At 64.3% G+C, this 19,135-nt stretch carries 18 protein-coding genes; 2 read left to right on the top strand and 16 right to left on the bottom strand.

Annotated features, from left to right (window positions below; genetic code table 11):
• Positions 1–8: 8 nt before the first annotated feature.
• The 8 genes from hflX to dusB form a co-directional block, all read right to left on the bottom strand.
• The gene (gene hflX / locus EOA49_RS11190) at positions 9–1,397 is read right to left on the bottom strand and encodes a GTPase HflX (protein ID WP_127243154.1); all 1,389 of its coding nucleotides are present in this window, start codon (positions 1,395–1,397) and stop codon (positions 9–11) included.
• Positions 1,398–1,643: an RNA chaperone Hfq gene (gene hfq / locus EOA49_RS11185; RefSeq protein ID WP_066989720.1), complete on the bottom strand. Its 246-nt coding sequence runs from the start codon at positions 1,641–1,643 to the stop codon at positions 1,398–1,400.
• 143 nt (positions 1,644–1,786) lie between these two features.
• Positions 1,787–2,650, bottom strand: coding sequence for a D-amino-acid transaminase (locus EOA49_RS11180; protein ID WP_127241722.1), 864 nt, complete (start codon positions 2,648–2,650; stop codon positions 1,787–1,789).
• Positions 2,651–2,806: 156 nt separating this feature from the next.
• On the bottom strand, positions 2,807–4,168 hold the full coding sequence (locus EOA49_RS11175; protein ID WP_066989715.1) for a sigma-54 dependent transcriptional regulator: 1,362 nt from the start codon (positions 4,166–4,168) through the stop codon (positions 2,807–2,809).
• A complete protein-coding gene (locus EOA49_RS11170) occupies positions 4,158–6,449 on the bottom strand; it encodes a PAS domain-containing sensor histidine kinase (protein WP_095800702.1) in 2,292 nt (763 codons plus the stop codon). Before EOA49_RS11170 ends, EOA49_RS11175 begins: the two co-directional genes overlap by 11 nt.
• Before the next feature lie 119 nt (positions 6,450–6,568).
• Complete coding sequence (gene ntrC / locus EOA49_RS11165) at positions 6,569–8,029, bottom strand: nitrogen regulation protein NR(I) (RefSeq protein WP_066989709.1); 1,461 nt, start codon at positions 8,027–8,029, stop codon at positions 6,569–6,571.
• A complete protein-coding gene (locus tag EOA49_RS11160; RefSeq protein WP_066989706.1) occupies positions 8,026–9,168 on the bottom strand; it encodes a nitrogen regulation protein NR(II) in 1,143 nt (380 codons plus the stop codon). The genes ntrC and EOA49_RS11160 overlap by 4 nt, the downstream gene beginning before the upstream one ends.
• Positions 9,165–10,193 carry a tRNA dihydrouridine synthase DusB gene (gene dusB / locus EOA49_RS11155; RefSeq protein ID WP_127241556.1) on the bottom strand — a complete coding sequence of 343 codons (1,029 nt, stop codon included), beginning with the start codon at positions 10,191–10,193 and terminating at the stop codon, positions 9,165–9,167. Before dusB ends, EOA49_RS11160 begins: the two co-directional genes overlap by 4 nt.
• Positions 10,194–10,332: 139 nt before the next feature.
• On the opposite strand from dusB, the gene EOA49_RS11150 reads away from it, so the two are divergent.
• Positions 10,333–11,550, top strand: coding sequence for a bifunctional 2-C-methyl-D-erythritol 4-phosphate cytidylyltransferase/2-C-methyl-D-erythritol 2,4-cyclodiphosphate synthase (locus EOA49_RS11150; protein ID WP_127241555.1), 1,218 nt, complete (start codon positions 10,333–10,335; stop codon positions 11,548–11,550).
• Positions 11,547–12,029 (top strand): CinA family protein, encoded by a 483-nt coding sequence (locus EOA49_RS11145; RefSeq protein WP_127241554.1) that lies wholly within the window; start codon positions 11,547–11,549, stop codon positions 12,027–12,029. Before EOA49_RS11150 ends, EOA49_RS11145 begins: the two co-directional genes overlap by 4 nt.
• On the opposite strand, the gene EOA49_RS11140 is transcribed toward EOA49_RS11145, so the two are convergent.
• From EOA49_RS11140 to EOA49_RS11105, 8 genes are all read right to left on the bottom strand, one after another.
• Positions 12,026–12,502: a type II toxin-antitoxin system RatA family toxin gene (locus EOA49_RS11140; protein WP_066989693.1), complete on the bottom strand. Its 477-nt coding sequence runs from the start codon at positions 12,500–12,502 to the stop codon at positions 12,026–12,028. The two genes, EOA49_RS11145 and EOA49_RS11140, sit on opposite strands and share 4 nt — an antisense overlap.
• Positions 12,503–12,509: 7 nt before the next feature.
• Positions 12,510–13,475 carry a lipoyl synthase gene (lipA, locus tag EOA49_RS11135; protein ID WP_127241558.1) on the bottom strand — a complete coding sequence of 322 codons (966 nt, stop codon included), beginning with the start codon at positions 13,473–13,475 and terminating at the stop codon, positions 12,510–12,512.
• Between the two features lie 130 nt (positions 13,476–13,605).
• The gene (locus EOA49_RS11130) at positions 13,606–13,863 is read right to left on the bottom strand and encodes a GlsB/YeaQ/YmgE family stress response membrane protein (protein WP_067321367.1); all 258 of its coding nucleotides are present in this window, start codon (positions 13,861–13,863) and stop codon (positions 13,606–13,608) included.
• A gap of 102 nt (positions 13,864–13,965) precedes the next feature.
• Positions 13,966–15,411, bottom strand: coding sequence for a dihydrolipoyl dehydrogenase (gene lpdA / locus EOA49_RS11125; protein ID WP_127241553.1), 1,446 nt, complete (start codon positions 15,409–15,411; stop codon positions 13,966–13,968).
• 25 nt (positions 15,412–15,436) lie between these two features.
• Positions 15,437–16,075 carry an SGNH/GDSL hydrolase family protein gene (locus EOA49_RS11120; protein ID WP_127243153.1) on the bottom strand — a complete coding sequence of 213 codons (639 nt, stop codon included), beginning with the start codon at positions 16,073–16,075 and terminating at the stop codon, positions 15,437–15,439.
• A complete protein-coding gene (locus EOA49_RS11115) occupies positions 16,072–16,488 on the bottom strand; it encodes a hypothetical protein (RefSeq protein ID WP_067321377.1) in 417 nt (138 codons plus the stop codon). Before EOA49_RS11115 ends, EOA49_RS11120 begins: the two co-directional genes overlap by 4 nt.
• 16 nt (positions 16,489–16,504) lie before the next feature.
• Positions 16,505–17,869, bottom strand: a complete 1,365-nt coding sequence (locus EOA49_RS11110) for a pyruvate dehydrogenase complex dihydrolipoamide acetyltransferase (protein WP_127243152.1) — start codon at positions 17,867–17,869, stop codon at positions 16,505–16,507.
• A gap of 18 nt (positions 17,870–17,887) precedes the next feature.
• The coding region (locus EOA49_RS11105; protein WP_127243151.1) for a pyruvate dehydrogenase complex E1 component subunit beta at positions 17,888–19,135 on the bottom strand (1,248 nt) is incomplete at its 5' end.

Genomic DNA, 19,135 nt, shown 5'->3' with positions numbered 1-19,135 from the left:
GCAGCGGCCTAGCCGTGGTTCCTGCGGTTCAGCCGGGTCTCGATCTCCTGGCGGGCGCTGTGCGTGGCCGTCAGTGAGATGGTGACGCTGCCGTCCTCATTGTCGCTCCGCGAGACGACATCGCCATTGCGATAGAGCCAGTCGACCTGGCCGAGCTCAGCGGGGCTCAACGTCACCGTCATCGTTTCCAACTCGCCCGACACTCTGGCCTCGATGAGCGCCTTGAGCGCATCGATCCCCTCGCCGGTCGCTGCCGATATCGCGATCGGCGGCGCCTTGCCGCCGGCGCTCTCGGCAAGCAGGCGCTCGCGATTGCCTTCGTCGAGCAGGTCGATCTTGTTCCACACCTCGATCACGCGGCTGGTGTCCGCGGCATCGACGCCGAGATCGCCAAGGATGCGCTCGACATCCTCGGCCTGCGCTGCCGTGTCCGGATCAGAGATATCGCGCAGATGCAGCACGAGATCGGCCTCGACGACCTCTTCCAGCGTCGCCCGGAAGGCCGCGACCAGATGAGTCGGCAAGTCCGAGATGAAGCCGACCGTGTCCGACAGGATGATCGGCGTGCCGTGCGGCAGGCGCACGCGGCGCAGCGTCGGATCGAGCGTGGCGAACAGCATGTCCTCCGCCGGCACCCCTGCCCCGGTCAGCCGGTTGAACAGCGTCGACTTTCCGGCATTGGTGTAGCCGACGATCGCAACTACCGGAAATGGCACCTTCTTGCGTTTTGCGCGGTGCAGGTCGCGGGTGCGGCGAACCGTTTCCAGCTCATGTTTGAGCTTGGTGATCTTGTCCTGCAGGATCCGCCGGTCGGATTCGATCTGCGTTTCGCCGGGACCGCCCAGGAAACCCGCGCCGCCGCGCTGCCGTTCGAGGTGGGTCCAACTGCGCACCAGCCGACCCTTCTGATAGTTGAGATGCGCCAGCTCGACCTGCAGGGTGCCTTCCTTGGTCCTGGCGCGCTCGCCGAAGATCTCGAGGATAAGCCCGGTGCGGTCGAGCACCTTGGCGTTCAGTTCCTTCTCGAGATTGCGCTGCTGCACCGGCGTGAGCGGATGGTCGACGATGACCAATTCCGCCTTGCGTTCCTTCACGATGTCGGCGAATTCGGCCACTTTGCCGCTGCCGAGCAGCGTTGCCGGGCGGGGATCGGTGACCGTCACCACTGCGGTGTGGACCGGGTCCAAGTCGATGGCGCTGGCAAGCCCGACCGCCTCGTCGTGGCGGGCATCCGCCGAGCGGCTCAGGCGCGGGCGGCTCGAATCCTCATCGCCGCGCGGCTGGCGCGCAAGCACCGGCACAATGACAACCGCCCGGGTCGGATCCTTGGCTTCCGGCCCGAGTTGATGTCCTTGTTTCCCGCGAACTCTGCGGTCCGCGTCCTGCTCACGTGCCAATCAGGCGCCCTGGCCTTCCTCGCCATCAAACATCTGAACCGGCTGGCTCGGCATGATCGTGGAAATGGCGTGCTTGTAGACGAGCTGGGAATGCCCGTCGCGCCGCAACAACACACAGAAATTGTCGAACGAAGTGACCACGCCGGTCAGCTTCACACCGTTGATGAGAAAGATGGTAAGTGGATTTTTGCTCTTGCGAACTGAATTCAGGAACAGGTCCTGAAGGTTTTGCGATCGTTCCGCCATTGTTTTTGTCTTTCGCCGATCCCCTTCGGTCTGCAGGCCAATGCGCCAAATTACGAGGCGCCTGTCAAGCGCGCAAACCCCCTCTTGCCGCCTAAACGACAAGCAGAACGAGATAGTTGAGATTCATTCCACCTTTGCGGTTATCAGGCTGGACTTTTTTCCGCAATGTCAAAAAATGCCTGCCGCAACGAAAGTGTCATGGAACCGGGGTGGCCGTTTGCGATCGGCGCGCCGTCGATTTCGACTACCGGCATGGCGATCGTGGTCGCGGAACTGATGAAAGCCTCGCGCGCTGCCTTGGCTTCGGCGATCGAAAACCCACGCTCCTCGATCTTCAGACCGAGCTTTTCGGCGACGTCGAACAGTGTCGTGCGGGTGATGCCGCGCAGGATGCCGTGTTCGGCCGGCCGCGTCACCAGGACGCCGTCGCGGGTGACGATCCAGGCATTGGACGAGCCGCCCTCCTTGACCGTGCCGTCGGAGTCGACGAACCAGGCCTCCTGGGCGCCGGCTTCCTTGGCCTTCTGCTTGGCGAGCACATTGGCAAGCAGGCCGGTGCTCTTGATGTCGACACGGTCCCAGCGATTCTCCGGGACGGTGATGACCTTGATGCCGGTCTCAACCCGCTTGGCGGCAGCAGAGGGGTCGGCCTTCCGGGCGGTTATAACCAAGGACGGACGGGTGCCGGCTGCCGGAAAGACGAATTCACGGCTGGCGACGCCGCGCGTCACCTGGAGATAGACGAGGCCGTTGACGACGTTGTTGCGGCGCACCACCTCGCGCAGCAGCATCGGCAGGACGCCTTCCGAGACGGGCCATGCGATCGACAATTCCTTGAGCGAGCGCTTGAGCCGGGCCAGATGGCGCGGCATGTCGACGATAAAGCCGCGCGCCACCTCGCAGACCTCATAGACGCCGTCAGCGAACTGATAGCCGCGATCCTCGATATGGACGCGGGCTTCGGCATGGGCAACGTAGCGCCCGTTCACATAGGCAATGCGCGGCATGGGCTACCTCAGGGAAATGTCCGGCTCTCTTAAGCGATTCCGCCGCTGCCGTAATGAACAATCGCGTGGGCCAGCCGGCGTTGGGCAATTCCAGACGGAATGGTACGGCGAAGCCGCCGACCCCAACCGGCGCTGCACACTTTTCCTGGATTGCCTTTACACGCCCAGCGACTTCAGCTTGCGGTGCAAGGCTGATCGCTCCATGCCGATGAACTCGGCCGTCTTCGAGATGTTGCCGCCGAAGCGGTTGATCTGGGCGATCAGATAGTCCTTCTCGAATTGCTCGCGCGCCTCGCGCAGCGGCAGCGCCATGATGTGCTGGTCCGACTGGTTGGGGGTGCGCGGCATGACGTCGCCGATCTCGGAGGGCAGAAGGTCAGCGGTGATCGGGGCGTCGACGTCTCCGCCTCGCGCCAGGATCATCAGCCGCTCGACATTGTTGCGCAGCTGGCGCACGTTCCCCGGCCAGTTGTGCGCCTGCAGCACGGCCAGCGCGTCGTCACCGATGCGGCGCGGCTTGATACCGGCCTGCCGCGCGATCTGCTTCATGAAATTGTCGACGAGATACGGAATATCCTCTCGCCGTTCGGCGAGACCCGGCACAGTGACGGGGACCACCGCCAAGCGATGATAGAGGTCCTCGCGGAAGCGGCCATCGGCAATCATGGCCTCCAGGTTTTGCGCTGTGGAAGAGATGATGCGGACGTCGACCTTGACCCGCTTTGTGCCCCCTACCCGCTCGAACTGCTGCTCGACCAGCACGCGCAGAATCTTGTTCTGCGTCTCGCGCGGCATGTCGGCGACCTCGTCGATGTAGAGGATGCCGCGATGCGCCTCCTCCAGCGCGCCGACCTTGCGTTCGGTGCCGTTCGATTCGGTGCCGAACAGCTCGATCTCCATACGTTCCGGCGTGATGGTGGCGGCGCTCAGCGTCACGAACGGCCCGTTCTTGCGCGCCGACAGCGCGTGGATGGCGCGCGCCGTCAGTTCCTTGCCGGAACCCGACGGACCGATGATCATGATGCGGCTGTTGGTGGGTGCGACACGCTCGATGGTCTGCCGCAGTTGGCTCATCGCTGACGACATGCCGATCAGGTCGAAGGTCTCGCCGCTGCGCAGCTTGAGGTCGGAGACCTCGCGCCGCAATTTCGAAGTTTCCAGCGCGCGCTCGGCGATCAGGATGAGACGGTCGGCCTTGAACGGCTTCTCGATGAAATCATAGGCGCCACGCCGGATGGCCGACACCGCCGTTTCGATGTTGCCGTGGCCGGAGATCATCACCACCGGCATGTTCGGATGCATCGTCTTGATCTCGTCGAGCAGCGCCAGGCCGTCGAGGCGCGAGCCCTGCAGCCAGATGTCGAGGAAAATCAGCCGTGGCGCGCGATCGGCAATCGCCGCCAGCGCGCTGTCCGCATCGTGTGCCGTGCGGGTTTCGTGACCTTCGTCGCTCAGGATACCGGCGACCAGTTCGCGGATGTCTTCCTCGTCATCGACGATGAGAATGTCAGACGCCATTACCGACCTTTTCAGTTTCTCGTTCGTGTTCGTCGCGGCCTTCGCCGCGTGGCGGCGCGGCGACGACCGCCGCCGGCGGCAGGATGATCGAGATCATCGCGCCCCGGCCGCCGTGGAAATCGGGCGGCGCGTCGTGCAATTCGAGCCGGCCGCCATGGTCCTCCACGATCTTCTTGACGATAGCGAGGCCAAGGCCAGTGCCTTTTTCGCGCGTCGTCATGTAGGGCTCGAGCAGTCGCTGCCGATTCTCGCGCGGCAGCCCTTTGCCGTTGTCGATAACATCGATTCTTATGGCGCCATCTTGGCGCCCGGCTTGAATCCGGATTGTGCCGTCGGAACGGTCTTGCGCATCAAGTCCGTCGATGGCCTCGGCGGCGTTTTTGATGACGTTGCCGAAGGCCTGCGCCATCAGGCGGCTGTCGAACGTTCCCTTGAGCGGCTCGTTGCCGAAATCACGCTGGAAAGCAATGTCGGAGCGGCTGACTTCCACCAGGAACGAAGCTTCGCGCAGCGACTCGCGCAGGTCTATCACCTTCATCTCCGGCTTCGGCATGCGGGCGAAGGCCGAGAATTCGTCGACCATGCGGCCGATGTCCTCGACCTGACGGATGATGGTGTCGGTGCACTGATCGAAGACTTCACGGTCCTCGGTGATGACCTTGCCGTAACGGCGCCTGATGCGCTCGGCCGAGAGCTGGATGGGCGTCAGTGGATTCTTGATCTCATGGGCAATGCGCCGCGCCACATCGGCCCAGGCCGAGGACCGCTGCGCCTGCACGAGATCGGTAATGTCGTCGATGGTGACGACATAGGATTTTTCCTCCGAGCCGTCGTCTCCGGCCTCGACGGTGACCTGGACATTGAAAGTCCGTTCCATGCCGGCGCGGAAGAAGGTCACCTGCTCGCGATAGACCGGCTTGCCGGATTGGCGCCCGATCTCGAAGACGCGACCGACATGAGGCAGGATGGCGGACAGGTTCTGTCCGAGCGCGGCACTCGCCGAGATCGCCAGCATCGTTTCGGCCGAGCGATTGGCGATGGTAATGACGCCGTACGGATCGACGCCGATGACCCCTGCGGTCACGCCAGCCAGCACCGCCTCCGAGAACCGCCGCCGCTCGTCGATCAGGTCTTTGGCCGACAGCAGCTCGTTGCGCTGCGATTTGAGCTCGAGGATCATGTTGTTGAAGGTCTCGCCGAGCGAAGCGACGTCGCCGTCCGATTGACGCACGGGGACGGCGACGTCGAGATTGCCCGTCGCCACCTCGTCGGCCGCGCCGATCAGCTGGCGGATCGGCCGGACAATTCGATCCGCCACGGCGATGCCGGTCCAGATCGCCGACAGGATGACGATCAGGGTCAGCGACAGATAGGGCAGCGCGAACGCGACTTGCGAAGTGCGACGGTTCTCTTCCAGTCCGCGATACTCGTCGGTGTTCGACCGAACGATCTGCCGCGCCTTGATAACGTCCGGGTCGACGAGCCGGATCGTGTAGAGATAAAGACCTTCGATCTCGCGCAACTTGACAATGGCGCCCATGATGTTGCGGGTGCGCGGCTCGATCAGCACCGGCTTGCCGTCGGCGGCCGTGTTGACCGCGCCAGGGGGCGGCTCCGGCATGGCGAAGTCGGCGTCGGTTTTGGCGCTCATGACGAAGGAGCCGTCAGGCTTGATCAGCGCCGCATGCGCCAGTCCGCGGCCGACGGCCTCCTTGTTCATGAGGTCGAGGAAGCCGGTGCGGTCGAGCCCGTAGAGCGTGCGCGAGGCATCGAGGTCGTAGGCCATCGACAGGGTCGTGCCCTGCAGGTTGCGGGCATTTTCCTGGACATAGGCATCGGCGATCGACAGCGACGAATTGACTATCGTTTTGGTGCGGATCTCGAACCAGCGGTCGAGGCCGATATCGAGCGTGATCGAGGCGATGATCGCGACCATGATCGCCGGGATCGCGGCGACCAGCGCGAACATGGCGACGATGCGCACATGCAGCCGCGATGCTGCACGGCCGTTCCTGCGGGCCATGACGATGCGGCGGATCTCGCGGCTGATCAGAGCGATCAGGAAGAGGACGAAGACGGCGTTGAGCGCGATCAACGCCCAGGTGGCGTTTGCATTCGGCGCGATCGGGGTCGCACCGACAAGGATTGCAAACGAGATCGCTGCGGTGATCATGGCGCCGACGATCGCGACCACGCCGGGCAACGCCAGCAGCCGGCGGCCGTCGCGAACGCCGGCCCGGCTGAAAAGCGGTTGGTTCAGTGTCGGAGCCTCAGCAGCCATATCGCCGTCTAGAGTCGGTCATTGCGTCGGATGTATGCAACGCATTGTGGCGATTATGCAACAAGTGTGGCCGGGACGGAAATCTTTCCCCGACTTAATCCCCAAAAGTGAAGGCAAAGTCAGGGCTGCCTGGCGGCCTTGTAGACGTTGACGCCAAGCTCGCGGATCTTCTTGCGCAGCGTGTTGCGGTTTAGGCCCAGAAGCTCGGCCGCCTTGATCTGGTTGCCGCGCGTCGCGGTCATCGAAGCCAGCACCAGCGGATATTCGACCTCGGCGAGGATGCGTTGGTAGAGCCCGGAGGGCGGCAGGTCGCCGGCGAAGGACGCGAAATAGCGCTGCAGGAAATGCTCGACCGCCTGGCCGATCGACAGGTCGTCGGGGATCAGCGCGCCGCCGTCCGGCACGACAGATCGCTCGCCGGTCTTCAGTTCGGCCTCGATGATCTCGGCCGAAATCTCGTCCTGCGAATAGAGCGCGGCGAGCCTGCGCACCAGATTTTCCAGCTCGCGCACATTGCCGGGCCAGGGATAGCGCTTCATCAGCTCGATGCCACCGGCGGAAATGCGCTTGGTCTGCAGGCCTTCGCTGGCGCCCTGCTTGAAGAAATGCCGGACAAGGTCAGGCACGTCTTCAGAACGCTCTCGCAACGCCGGAAGTCGCAGCGGCACGACGTTCAGGCGGTAGAACAGGTCCTCGCGGAACAGGCCCTGGTTGATCAAGGTCCGCAAATCCTTGTTGGTGGCGGCGACGATGCGCACGTCGGTCTTGATCGGCGTGCGGCCGCCGACGGTCGTGTATTCGCCCTGCTGTAGCACGCGCAGCAGGCGCGTCTGCGCCTCCATCGGCATGTCGCCGATCTCGTCGAGGAACAGCGTGCCGCCTTCGGCCTGCTCGAAGCGGCCGGTGGAGCGGTTCTGCGCGCCGGTGAAGGCGCCCTTCTCATGGCCGAACAGTTCCGATTCGATCAGGTCGCGCGGGATCGCGGCCATGTTGATGGCCACGAAAGGCCCGCCGCGGCGGCGGCCGTATTCGTGCAGCGCGCGCGCTACCAGCTCCTTGCCGGTGCCGGATTCGCCGCTGATCATCACCGTCAGGTCGGTCTGCATCATGCGGGCCAGCATGCGGTAGATGTCCTGCATGGCGGCCGAGCGGCCGACCAGCGGCATCGTCTCCGGCTGATCGTCGGCGCGGGAATCCAGCTTCGGCCGCTTCGGCTCGGCAAGCGCGCGGTTGACGATGTTGAGCAGCTCGGTCAGATCGAAGGGCTTCGGCAGATACTCGTAGGCGCCGGTCTCGGAGGCGCGGATGGCAGTCATGAAAGTGTTCTGCGCGCTCATGACGATGACCGGCAGCTCGGGTCGCGCCTTCTTGATGCGCGGCAGCATGTCGAAGGCGTTCTCGTCCGGCATCACCACATCGGTGATGACGAGGTCGCCCTCGCCGGCAGCCACCCAGCGCCACAGCGTCGAGGCGTTCGAAGTCACGCGCACTTCATGGCCGACGCGCGACAGCGCCTGGTTGAGCACGGTTCGGATCGCCGCATCGTCGTCGGCGACGAGGATATTGCCGCGAACGGTCATTTGCGGTCTCCTTCAGCTTCGTCGCCGGCGTTGGGCAAAGTGTCCTTCCAGGCCGGCATCAAGACGCGGAAAGTGGTTCCACGCTGCGTCGAATCGCATTCGATGATGCCGCCGTGCTCGCCGACAATCTTGGCGACCAGTGCCAGCCCGAGGCCCGAGCCGTTCGGTTTGGTGGTGATGAACGGATCGAAGAGGATCGGCAGGATGTCCTCGGAAACACCGGGGCCGTTGTCGTGCACGCAGAATTCCAGCGGCAGCGAGACGCGGTCTTGCGTTCCCGGCACGGAAACGCGGATGCCGGGCCGGAAAGCCGTCGACAGCACGATCTCGCCCTGCGGGTCGGCGCCGATCGCCTCCGCGGCGTTCTTGACCAGGTTGAGGAACACCTGGATCAGCTGGTCACGGTTCGCATAGACTGGAGGAAGCGATGGATCATATTCCTCCAAGATCTTGATTTTTTTTGCAAAGCCGTTCTTGGCGATCGCTTTCACATGATCCAGAACGACATGGATGTTGACGGGAAAGCGCTCGATCGGCCGCTCGTCGGAAAACACTTCCATGCGGTCGACCAGCGACACGATGCGGTCGGTCTCGTCGGTTATCAACCGGGTGAGGGCACGGTCCTCGTCGGAGGCCGAGAGCTCGAGCAGTTGCGCCGCGCCGCGGATGCCGGAGAGCGGGTTCTTTATCTCATGCGCCAGCATGGCCGCCAGGCCGGTGACAGAACGGGCGGCACCCCGATGTGTCATCTGCCGGTCGATCTTGTCGGCCATCGACCGTTCCTGGAACATCACCACGACCGAGCCGGGAAACTCCGGCACCGGGGCGACGTAGAGGTCGACCATCTTCTCGATGCCGAGGCGCGGCGAAGAGACGTCGACGCGGTATTCGTTGACCGGCGCGCGGCGCTCGCGCACCTGGTCGACCAAGGTGAGCAGCGGACTGCCGAACGGGACCAGCTTGGACAACGTGTTGCGCGCCAGCATGGTCGCGCTGGAGCGGAAGAAATCCTCTGCATCCGCGTTGGCGAAGGTGATGAAGCCGTCGGCATCGACCATGATCACCGGGCGGCGAATGGTGTTCAGCACGATATTGGCGGCATCCGCGGTGTCGGCCGGCTGTGGGAGGTTCGTATTCATGCCGCGCTCCGCAATTCTGGCGATGCCGCGCTTTCGGTAAAGGCTTGGCGCAGCCCGGCGATCACTTCAGCCGGCTCGAAGGAAGTGAGGATGTGCTTGCGCCGTTCCGCCGAAGCACGAGTCGCGTGCCTGTCCAGATACCAGCCGAGATGCTTGCGCGCCTGGCGGAGCCCGCTTTCGACGCCGTAGAGCGAGAGCATGTCCTCGTAATGCGCAACCACGTAGTCAGCAAGCCTCTTGGGCGTTTCGGGAATATCGGTTGCAGACATGCCAGCGGCGGCTGCCGCGATGCTGCCGGCGGTCCACGGCGCGCCGTAATGGGCACGGCCGATCATCACCGCGTCGGCGCCTGATTGATCCAGGATCGTCGCAGCCGCTTCCGGCGAGCCGACATCGCCATTGGCCACCACCGGGATCGAGACCGCTTCCTTGACGCGCGCAATGGCACGCCAATCGGCCTTACCCTGATAGAACTGGCAGCGCGTGCGGCCGTGGACGGTCACCATGCGCACGCCGGCCAGCTCGGCGCGGCGCGCCAACATCGGCGCGTTGAGCGCGCTTTCGTCCCAGCCGAGCCGCATCTTGACCGTCACCGGCACCGAGACCGCACCGACCACCGCCTCGATCAGCGAGAGCGCGTGATCGAGATCGCGCATCAGCGCGGAGCCGGCATAGCCGCCCGTCACCTTCTTTGCCGGGCAGCCCATGTTGATGTCGATGATGTCGGCGCCCTCGCCCGCCGCGATTCGCGCGCCCTCGGCCATGTGCGCTGCCTCGCGGCCAGCAAGCTGCACCATATGGACGGGCAGTCCGGAATGGCGGATGCGCAGATCGCAGCCGGCCCTGCCCTTGGCCAGTTCGCCGCTCGCCACCATTTCCGACACGACCAGCCCGGCACCATGCGCATGCGCACGCCGACGGAACGGCTCGTCGGTGATGCCGGACATCGGCGCCAGGAACACGCGGTTGCGTATCCTTACGCCGCCGACGTCGAGCGGCGAAGCCAATGTGGTCAATTCAGGCATGCACAAAAACCAAGCATGTTCGATTGCTGCACATTGTGTAGCCAGAAGCAAGCCATTGTGCAACGCGCAATGACGTCACATTAAGGCGCATTTTGGAAAATGCTGGCCTTCCCTGCCAGCCGCGACTAAGCCTCTCGCCATGACTGACACAAGTGAAAAACCGGACGGCAAGGTCGGCGTGGTCATTGTCGCCGCCGGCCGCGGCGCCCGTGCCGGACAGGCCGAGGGGCCGAAGCAGTATCAGCGCATCGGCGGACGCGCCGTCATTGCGCATACGCTGGAAAGATTCCTGTCCCATCCAGCCGTCGGGCCAGTGGTGGTGGCGATCCATGCCGACGACCGCGAGCTGTTCGAGCGCGCGGCAAGAGGTAATGCCGCGCGCGCCCTCGTCGTCACGGGCGGTCCGTCCCGCCAGGCTTCCGTCCGGCTGGGACTTTTGGCTCTGAGGGAGCAGGCGCCGGCAAAGGTGCTGGTGCATGACGCGGTGCGCCCGTTCGTCGATCATGGGCTCATCGACCGAACCATCGAGGCCATCGGCGAGCGCCAGGGCGCCCTGCCGGCGCTGCCCGTCGCCGACACGCTCAAGCGGGAATCGGCCGAGGGCATGATCGAGGAGACGGTGTCAAGGGCCGGCCTGCACGCGGCGCAGACACCGCAAGGCTTCCCGTTCTGGCCGTTGCTGGCGGCGCACGAGAAGGCGGATCATCTCGGCAAAAGCGAGTTCACCGACGACGCGGCGATCGCCGAATGGGCGCATATTCCGGTCAAGATCGTCCAGGGCTCGCCGGACAACATCAAGCTCACCTGGGCAAGGGATATCGCGATGGCCGACCAGCGGCTCTCAAATGCGCTGCCGCGCTTTCCGGACATCCGCACCGGCAATGGCTACGATGTGCACGCGTTCGAAGCGGGCGACCATGTCACTCTGTGCGGGGTCACTATCCCCTATGACCGGAAACTCTCCGGCCATTCGGACGCCGATGTCGGGCTTCATGCGCTCACCGATGCGTTGCTCGCCACCTGCGGCGCCGGCGACATCGGCACGCATTTCCCGCCGTCGGACCCGCAATGGAAGGGCGTTGCCTCGAAAATCTTCGTCGAGCATGCGGCGACGCTGGTGCGCGAGCGCGGCGGGCGCATCGCCAATGCCGATATCACGCTGATCTGCGAGGCGCCGCGGGTGGGGCCGCATCGCGAGGCGATGACGGCGGCGCTGGCGGCGATGCTCGGGATAGCGCCGGAACGCGTTTCCATCAAAGCGACGACCAACGAGAAGCTCGGCTTTGTCGGGCGCGGCGAAGGCATTGCGGCGATCGCGACCGCCAGCGTCGTCTATCCGGGAGACGTGCCGGCATGAGCAACGCGGAATTAGTCAACGCCCTGCTCCAGGCTTGTCAGCAGCGCGGCATCATGCTGGCTACGGCCGAGAGCTGCACCGGCGGTCTGATCATTGCAGCACTGACCGACATTGCCGGCTCTTCCGCGGTGGTCGATCGCGGTTTCATCACCTACTCCAACGAAGCCAAGATGGAGATGCTCGGCGTCTCCGCGGCGACGCTTGAGGCGCATGGCGCGGTCTCTGGTGAGACGGTCAGGGAGATGGCGGCGGGCGCGCTGACGCATTCGCGCGCGAGCCTCTCCCTTGCCGTCACCGGAATTGCCGGCCCGAGCGGCGGCTCGTCGGAAAAGCCGGTGGGTCTCGTCTGGTTCGGGATAGCATTTGCCGGCCAGCCGGTCGTCGTCGAGCGCCAGCTGTTTGGTCATAAGGGGCGCGAATTCATCCGCCACGAGACGGTCCGGCACGCGCTGCAGCTTGGCCTGCGAGCGCTGGACTAGGCTATCCGCGGATCAGGCGTGCCTTGCGCTGCGCCGTAGATCACGTTCGCTCGCTTCTCGAATGCTTCGGAAAACATGCGGAAGGCGCGATCGAACATCGTGCCCATCAGCGCGCCGAGAATGCGGCTCTTGAATTCGTAGTCGATGAAGAAATGCACTTCGCAGCCGCCATCGGCCGGATCGAAGCGCCAGATGTTGCTGAGATATTTGAACGGGCCGTCGATGTATTTGACGTCGATGGCGTTCTCGTCGGGCTTCAGCAGCACCTGCGTCGTAAAGGTCTCGCGGATCGCCTTGTAGCCGATGCTCATGTCGGCGACGAGGATGGTGCGGCCGTCGCGCTCCTTGCGCGAGCGCACCGTCAGCGCCTCGCAGAGCGGCAGGAATTGCGGATAGGTCTCGATATCCGCCACCAGCGCGAACATCTGTTCCGGCGTGTAGGCGACGCGGCGGGTGGCTTCGAATTTCGGCATGAAAGCGTCAGCTGGCCTTCTTGAGCTGCGCCTCGCGCGCCGCGCGCAGCCTGGCGAAATCCTCGCCGGCATGATGCGAGGAGCGCGTCAGCGGGCTCGAAGCCACCAACAGGAAGCCCTTCGTCTTGCCGATCGTCTCAAAGGACTTGAACTCGTCCGGCGTGATGAAGCGGATCACCGGATGGTGCTTCTTCGAAGGCTGCAGGTATTGGCCGATGGTCATGAAGTCGACATTTGCCGAACGCAGGTCATCCATGAGCTGCAGCACTTCGTTCCGCTCCTCGCCGAGGCCAACCATGATGCCGGACTTGGTGAAGATCGACGGATCGAGTTCTTTCACGCGCTGCAGCAGCCGGATCGAGTGGAAGTAGCGGGCGCCGGGCCGCACCGTCAGGTAATTCGACGGCACGGTTTCCAGATTGTGGTTGAAGACGTCGGGCTTGGCGGCAACGACGATCTCAAGCGCGCCGTCCTTGCGCAGGAAGTCGGGCGTCAGGATCTCGATCGTCGTTGAAGGCGCGGCGGCGCGGATGGCGTGGATGACATCGGCGAAATGCTGCGCGCCGCCGTCGTCGAGGTCGTCGCGGTCGACCGATGTGATGACGACGTGGCTGAGGCCCATCTGCTTGACCGCATGGGCGACACGCGCCGGCTCGTCCGCGTCGAGGGCGGTCGGGATGCCGGTGGCGACATTGCAGAAGGCGCAGGCGCGCGTGCAGATCTCGCCCATGATCATGAAGGTGGCGTGCTTCTTGTCCCAGCATTCACCGATGTTCGGACATCCGGCCTCCTCGCACACCGTTACCAGCTTGTGCGACTTCACGATCTCGCGTGTCTCGGCGTAACCCTTCGAAACCGGCGCCTTGACGCGGATCCAGTCCGGCTTGCGCAGCACTTCCTGGTCCGGCCTGTGCGCCTTTTCGGGATGCCGCGGGCGCGGCGCATTGGAGATCGTGTCGAGAACAGTGACCATTTCGAACCCTTCGCGGCCGCCCGCGTCGCGGCCGCCTGTCTGCGTCATCTAGGACTTTTCGGAATAAAGAAAAAGGCCACGCCGGCGCATGCCGCCACGGCCATTTTCGCATAACGGACTTCGCTGGGGCTCAGCGCCGTACCAGCCGGCCGACAAAGATCAGCAGGCAGGCGCCGATGAAACCGGTGATGAGATAGGCGAACCAGCCGGCGCCGAAGGACTGGATGTTGAGAGCCTGTAAGATCGCATTCAGAACGATCGCGCCGACGATACCCAAAATGATGTTCATGAAGATGCCGGTGTTGCTCTTCATGACCATTTCGGCGAGCCATCCGGCCAAGCCTCCGATGATGATGGCTGCTATCCAGCCCACGCCATTCACGTCCATATGCCAATTCCTCCTTGATCAGGTGAAAATGCATCCGGATACGAACTGCTTTGCCCTCAGAATCCTCCGGCTGCCGCGTCTGAGTCTCGCGCGAGCAGTCTATCATGCGTTCAAAGCGCGGCCATAGGCGTCGAGCACGCTTTCCTTCATCATCTCCGACAGGGTCGGATGCGGGAAGATCGTGTGCATCAGCTCTTCCTCTGTGGTCTCCAGGTTCATCGCCACGACGAAACCCTGGATGAGCTCGGTCACCTCGGCGCCGATCATATGCGCGCCCAGCAGCTGCCCGGTCTTCTTGTCGAAGATGGTCTTGATGAAGCCCTGGTCCTCGCCGAGCGCGATGGCTTTGCCGTTGGCACCGAACTGGAAGCGGCCGACGCGGATGTCCTTGCCCTCGGCCTTGGCCTTGGCTTCGGTCAGGCCGACCGAGGCGACCTGCGGGCTGCAATAGGTGCAGCCCGGGATCTTCAGCTTGTCGATGGCGTGCACGCCCGGGATATTGGCGATCTTCTCGACGCAGATCACGCCCTCGTGCTCGGCCTTGTGGGCGAGCATCGGCGGCCCGGCCACATCGCCGATGGCGTAGATGCCGGGCACGTTCGTCCTGCCGTAGCCGTCGACCGCGACACAGCCGCGATCCGTCTTGACGCCGAGCGCCTCGAGGCCGAGGCCCTCGATATTGCCTTGTACGCCGACGGCCGAGATCATGCGGTCGGCGGTGATCTTCTCGACCTTGCCGTCCTTCATCTCGACATGCGCGGTGACCGAGTTGGCACCCTTCTCGACCTTGGTCACCTTGGCCTCGAGCAGGATCTTCATGCCCTGCTTCTCGAACTGTTTCTGCGCGAATTTCGAGACCTCGGCATCCTCGACCGGCATCACCGCCGGCAAAAGCTCGACCACGGTCACATCGGCGCCCATGGTGCGGTAGAAGGAGGCGAACTCGATGCCGATGGCGCCCGAGCCCATCACCAGCAGCGACTTCGGCATCTCCTTAGGAACCATCGCCTCGAAATAGGTCCAAATCAGCTTGCCGTCCGGCTCGATGCCGGGCAGCGCACGCGGCCTGGCGCCGGTCGCCAGGATAATGTGCTTGGCGGTATAGGTTCCCTCGCTCTTGACGCCTTTCGGCACCGGCGGCTGCGGCTCCATCGGCTTCTTGGCGGTTTTGGCGACGACGACCTCGCCGGGCTTGGAAAGCTTCGCCTCACCCCAGATGACGTCGACCTTGTTCTTCTTCATCAGGAAGGCGACACCGCCATTCAGCCTGAGAGACACCTTTCGCGAGCGGTCGACGACGGCTGCGGTGTCGGGGCTGACCTTGCCGTCGAGCTTAAGGCCGTAATCCTTGAGGTGGTTCGAATAGTGCATGATCTCCGCCGAGCGCAGCAGCGCCTTGGTCGGGATGCAACCCCAGTTGAGGCAGATGCCGCCGAGATGCTCGCGCTCGACGATCGCCGTCTTGAAGCCGAGCTGGGCGGAACGCACAGCGGTGACATAGCCGCCGGGGCCTGAGCCGATGATAATGACGTCGTAGTTCTCAGCCACGGGTTTCTCCCTGATTTTTCTCGGGTTAGAAGGAAAGCATCACACGCACGAGGGGCGCCAGCGCCTGACCGATCCGCCGCGTGTTTTCGGCATCGAGATGGACGCCGTCGAGCGGCGTGGTGACGGCGACGGAGCCGGCGTCGAAGAAGCCGCAGCCGGCCTCGTCGGCAAGCGAGGAATATTGCGGCGCCAGCCGCTTCGAGGCGTCATCGCCGCCGGCGAACATTTCCTTGAATTCGGCATTCTCGGTGCGCGTCACCGCGGGCGGCGCGACAATGAGGATCTGCGGAGCCGGCCAGTCGAACGGATAGTCGTGGCCGCGCACGATATCGATCAGGCGCTGCATGCCCTGCTTGGCGGCAACGGGATTGCCGTGGATCCACGGCTTCATGTCGTTGGCGCCCAACATGATGATGATCAGGTCGAGCGGCGCGTGCGTCGTGAGGATCGTCGGCAGCATTCTCGCGCCGTTGCGGTCGGCACCGGCGAGGTGATCGTCAAAGGCAGTGGTGCGGCCGTTCAGCCCTTCGGCGATGACCTCGATGCCGTCGCCCAGCGCCGTCTTGAGAACGCTCGGCCAGCGGTCCCCCAGCGCATGGCGGCCGAGGCTGCCGGCGTCGTAGCCCCAGGTCAGCGAGTCGCCATAGCAGAGAATTGTCTTCATGCGGTTGTCCCCCAGCCGAATGCCGCCGCCGAGCGCTTGAGTTGCCAGCGCGGCCATTGCACGATGATCGCCGCTACGCCCGGCAGGATCAGCCCGGAAACGATCGAAAGGTCATTTGCGGTCGCCCGGCTCTCGGCCGGCACCGAAAACGTCCAGCCCACCAGCGCCAGCAGCCCGAGACAGAAAAGCGCAAGCAGCAGCCACAGCATCCCATCGAGCGCCCGCACCGGCTTGCCTCGGAATTGAACGAGGAAGAAGCCGACCGTGACCACAACGACGATCATCACCGTGGCCGCGAAGACCAGAATGCATTCCTCTGTCGCGCCGGTGATGACCGCCAGCTCTTGAACGACCAGTCCGCCGGCCAGACCGGAAAGAATGAAGGCTAAAAGGCTGGTGAAGAATTTCCGCACCGCCTTTGTCCCTTCCTTACACCAGCATGCCCATCGGATTTTCGATCATGCGCTTGAAGGCGCCGAGCAGCTCCGCACCGAGCGCGCCGTCGACGGCGCGGTGATCGGTCGACAGCGTCACCGACATCATGGTCGCGATCTTGATCTCGCCTTTCTTCACGATGGCGCGCTCCTCGCCGGCGCCGACCGCAAGGATCGTGGCGTGCGGCGGGTTGATAACGGCGGCAAAATCCTTGACGCCGAACATGCCGAGATCGGACACGGCCGTGGTGCCGCCCTGGTATTCCTCGGGCTTCAGCTTGCGGCTGCGGGCACGGCTTGCCAGATCTTTCATCTCATTGGAGATGACGGACAGCGTCTTTTCGTCTGCGTGGCGGATAATCGGCGTGATCAGGCCGCCGGGTATCGACACGGCGACGCCGACATCGGCGTGCTTGTGCTTGACCATGGCGTTTTCGGTCCAGGAGGCGTTGGCGTCCGGCACCGCCATCAGCGCCATCGCCATCGCCTTGATCACCATGTCATTGACCGAGAGCTTGTAGGCCGGGACCTCGCCCTTCTCGGTTTTCCGCATCGGGGCCGCGGCGTTGAGCTGCGTGCGCAGCGCGAGCAGCGCATCGAGCTCGCAATCGAGCGTCAGATAGAAATGCGGAATGGTGCTCTTGGCTTCGACCAGGCGGCGCGCGATGGTCTTGCGCATATTGTCGTGCGGGACGAGCTCGTAGGAGCCTTCGGCGAAGAGTTTCAGCACCTGATCGTCCGACATCGGCTTCGGCGCGGGGGCAGGAGCGCCTGCAGGCGCACCGGCAGGAGCCTTGCCGGCAGGCGCAGCCTTGGCGCCGCCGGAAGCGATCGCCGCCTCGACATCGGCCTTCACCACGCGGCCATGCGGACCGGAGCCACTAAGCCCCTTCACGTCGACACCGGCATCCTTGGCGATGCGGCGGGCGAGCGGGGAGGCGAACACGCGCTCGCCGCCGGCGTGGCCGTTGGCGACCGGTGCAGGCTCGGCCTTCGCCGGCGCGGCCGCCGGCTTCGGCGCTTCCTTGGGGGCCTCGGCCTTCGCAGGGTCCGCTTTCGGAGCCTCCGCCTTGGGCGCCGCACCGCCATCGCTCTTTGCGGCAGCACCGGCGTCCTCGCCTTCGCCTGCCAGAATGGCGATCACCGCATTGACCTTGACGCCTTCGGTGCCTGCCGGAACGACCAGCTTAGCGACTGTGCCCTCATCGACGGCTTCGACTTCCATCGTCGCCTTGTCGGTCTCGATCTCCGCGATCACGTCACCGGGCGCAACATGATCGCCTTCCTTGACCAGCCACTTGGCGAGATTGCCCTCTTCCATGGTGGGCGAGAGAGCCGGCATGGTGATGTTGATTGGCATGTTGTCCTCCCGACCGGCTCAGCGATAGGTGACGGCTTTGACCGCCTCGACGACCTCGCCGACATTGGGCAACGCCAGCTTTTCGAGGTTCGCCGCGTAAGGCATCGGCACATCCTTGCCGGCGATGGTGATGACCGGCGCATCGAGGAAGTCGAAGGCGCGCTGCGAGACCTGGCTGGCGATGTGGTCGCCGACCGAGCTCTGCGGGAAGCCTTCCTCCACCACGACCAGCCGGTTGGTCTTCTTGACCGAGGCGATGATGGTATCGAAGTCGAGCGGACGGACGGTTCTCAAATCGATGATCTCGGCGTCAAGGCCCATGCCGCGCAGTTCGGCCTCGGCCTTGACCGCATAGGTCATGCCGATGCCGAAGGAGACGAGGGTGACGTCCCTGCCCTGCTTGTGCACACGCGCCTTGCCGATCGGCAGCACGAAATCGTCGAGCTTCGGCACGTCGAAGGACTGGCCGTAGAGAATCTCGTTCTCGAGGAAGATGACCGGGTTCGGATCGCGGATCGCGGCCTTGAGCAGGCCCTTGGCGTCGGCGGCCGTGTAAGGCATCACCACTTTCAGGCCGGGGATGTGGCTGTACCAGGCGGCGTAGCACTGCGAGTGCTGGGCGGCGACACGGGCCGCGGCGCCGTTCGGGCCGCGGAAGACGATCGGCGCGCCCATCTGGCCGCCGGACATATAGAGTGTCTTGGCGGCCGAATTGATGATCTGATCGATCGCCTGCATGGCGAAGTTGAAGGTCATGAACTCGACGATCGGCTTCAGGCCTGCCATCGCCGCGCCCACACCGACGCCGGCAAAGCCATGCTCGGTGATCGGGGTATCGACGACGCGGCGCGGCCCGAACTCCTGCAGCAGGCCTTGCGTGATCTTGTAGGCGCCCTGGTATTCGGCAACTTCCTCGCCCATGACGAAGACATCGCCGTCGCGGCGCATTTCCTCGGCCATCGCGTCACGCAGCGCCTCGCGCACCGTGGTCGAGACCATTTCGGTGCCGGCAGGGATGTCCGGATCGGCCGCGACTTCCGCCTTCGGCGCGGCGGCGACAGGCGCAGCCGCCTCGCTTTTGGCCGCGGCGGGCGCCGGTGCCGGCGCGGCCGCTTCAGCCTTGGGCTCTTCTTCGCCGATGCCTTCGCCGGCCTTGTCGACGTCTTCGCCGTCGACCGCAAGCACGGCGATCAACGCGTTGACCTTGACGCCTTCGGTGCCGGCCGGAACCACGATCTTGGCGAGCGTGCCTTCATCGACGGCTTC

Origin of the sequence: Mesorhizobium sp. M1A.F.Ca.IN.020.04.1.1 (assembly GCF_003997315.1) — a bacterium.
Classification (GTDB): domain Bacteria; phylum Pseudomonadota; class Alphaproteobacteria; order Rhizobiales; family Rhizobiaceae; genus Mesorhizobium.
This window is presented reverse-complemented; position numbering and strand designations above follow the sequence as displayed.

Coding starts and splice junctions, on each gene's coding strand:
- hfq (WP_066989720.1), bottom strand. CDS start 1,643: ATGGCGGAACGATCGCAAAACCTTCAGGACCTGTTCCTGAATTCAGTT.
- EOA49_RS11180 (WP_127241722.1), bottom strand. CDS start 2,650: ATGCCGCGCATTGCCTATGTGAACGGGCGCTACGTTGCCCATGCCGAA.
- EOA49_RS11175 (WP_066989715.1), bottom strand. CDS start 4,168: ATGGCGTCTGACATTCTCATCGTCGATGACGAGGAAGACATCCGCGAA.
- EOA49_RS11170 (WP_095800702.1), bottom strand. CDS start 6,449: ATGGCTGCTGAGGCTCCGACACTGAACCAACCGCTTTTCAGCCGGGCC.
- ntrC (WP_066989709.1), bottom strand. CDS start 8,029: ATGACCGTTCGCGGCAATATCCTCGTCGCCGACGACGATGCGGCGATC.
- EOA49_RS11160 (WP_066989706.1), bottom strand. CDS start 9,168: ATGAATACGAACCTCCCACAGCCGGCCGACACCGCGGATGCCGCCAAT.
- dusB (WP_127241556.1), bottom strand. CDS start 10,193: ATGCCTGAATTGACCACATTGGCTTCGCCGCTCGACGTCGGCGGCGTA.
- EOA49_RS11150 (WP_127241555.1), top strand. CDS start 10,333: ATGACTGACACAAGTGAAAAACCGGACGGCAAGGTCGGCGTGGTCATT.
- EOA49_RS11145 (WP_127241554.1), top strand. CDS start 11,547: ATGAGCAACGCGGAATTAGTCAACGCCCTGCTCCAGGCTTGTCAGCAG.
- EOA49_RS11140 (WP_066989693.1), bottom strand. CDS start 12,502: ATGCCGAAATTCGAAGCCACCCGCCGCGTCGCCTACACGCCGGAACAG.
- lipA (WP_127241558.1), bottom strand. CDS start 13,475: ATGGTCACTGTTCTCGACACGATCTCCAATGCGCCGCGCCCGCGGCAT.
- EOA49_RS11130 (WP_067321367.1), bottom strand. CDS start 13,863: ATGGACGTGAATGGCGTGGGCTGGATAGCAGCCATCATCATCGGAGGC.
- EOA49_RS11120 (WP_127243153.1), bottom strand. CDS start 16,075: ATGAAGACAATTCTCTGCTATGGCGACTCGCTGACCTGGGGCTACGAC.
- EOA49_RS11110 (WP_127243152.1), bottom strand. CDS start 17,869: ATGCCAATCAACATCACCATGCCGGCTCTCTCGCCCACCATGGAAGAG.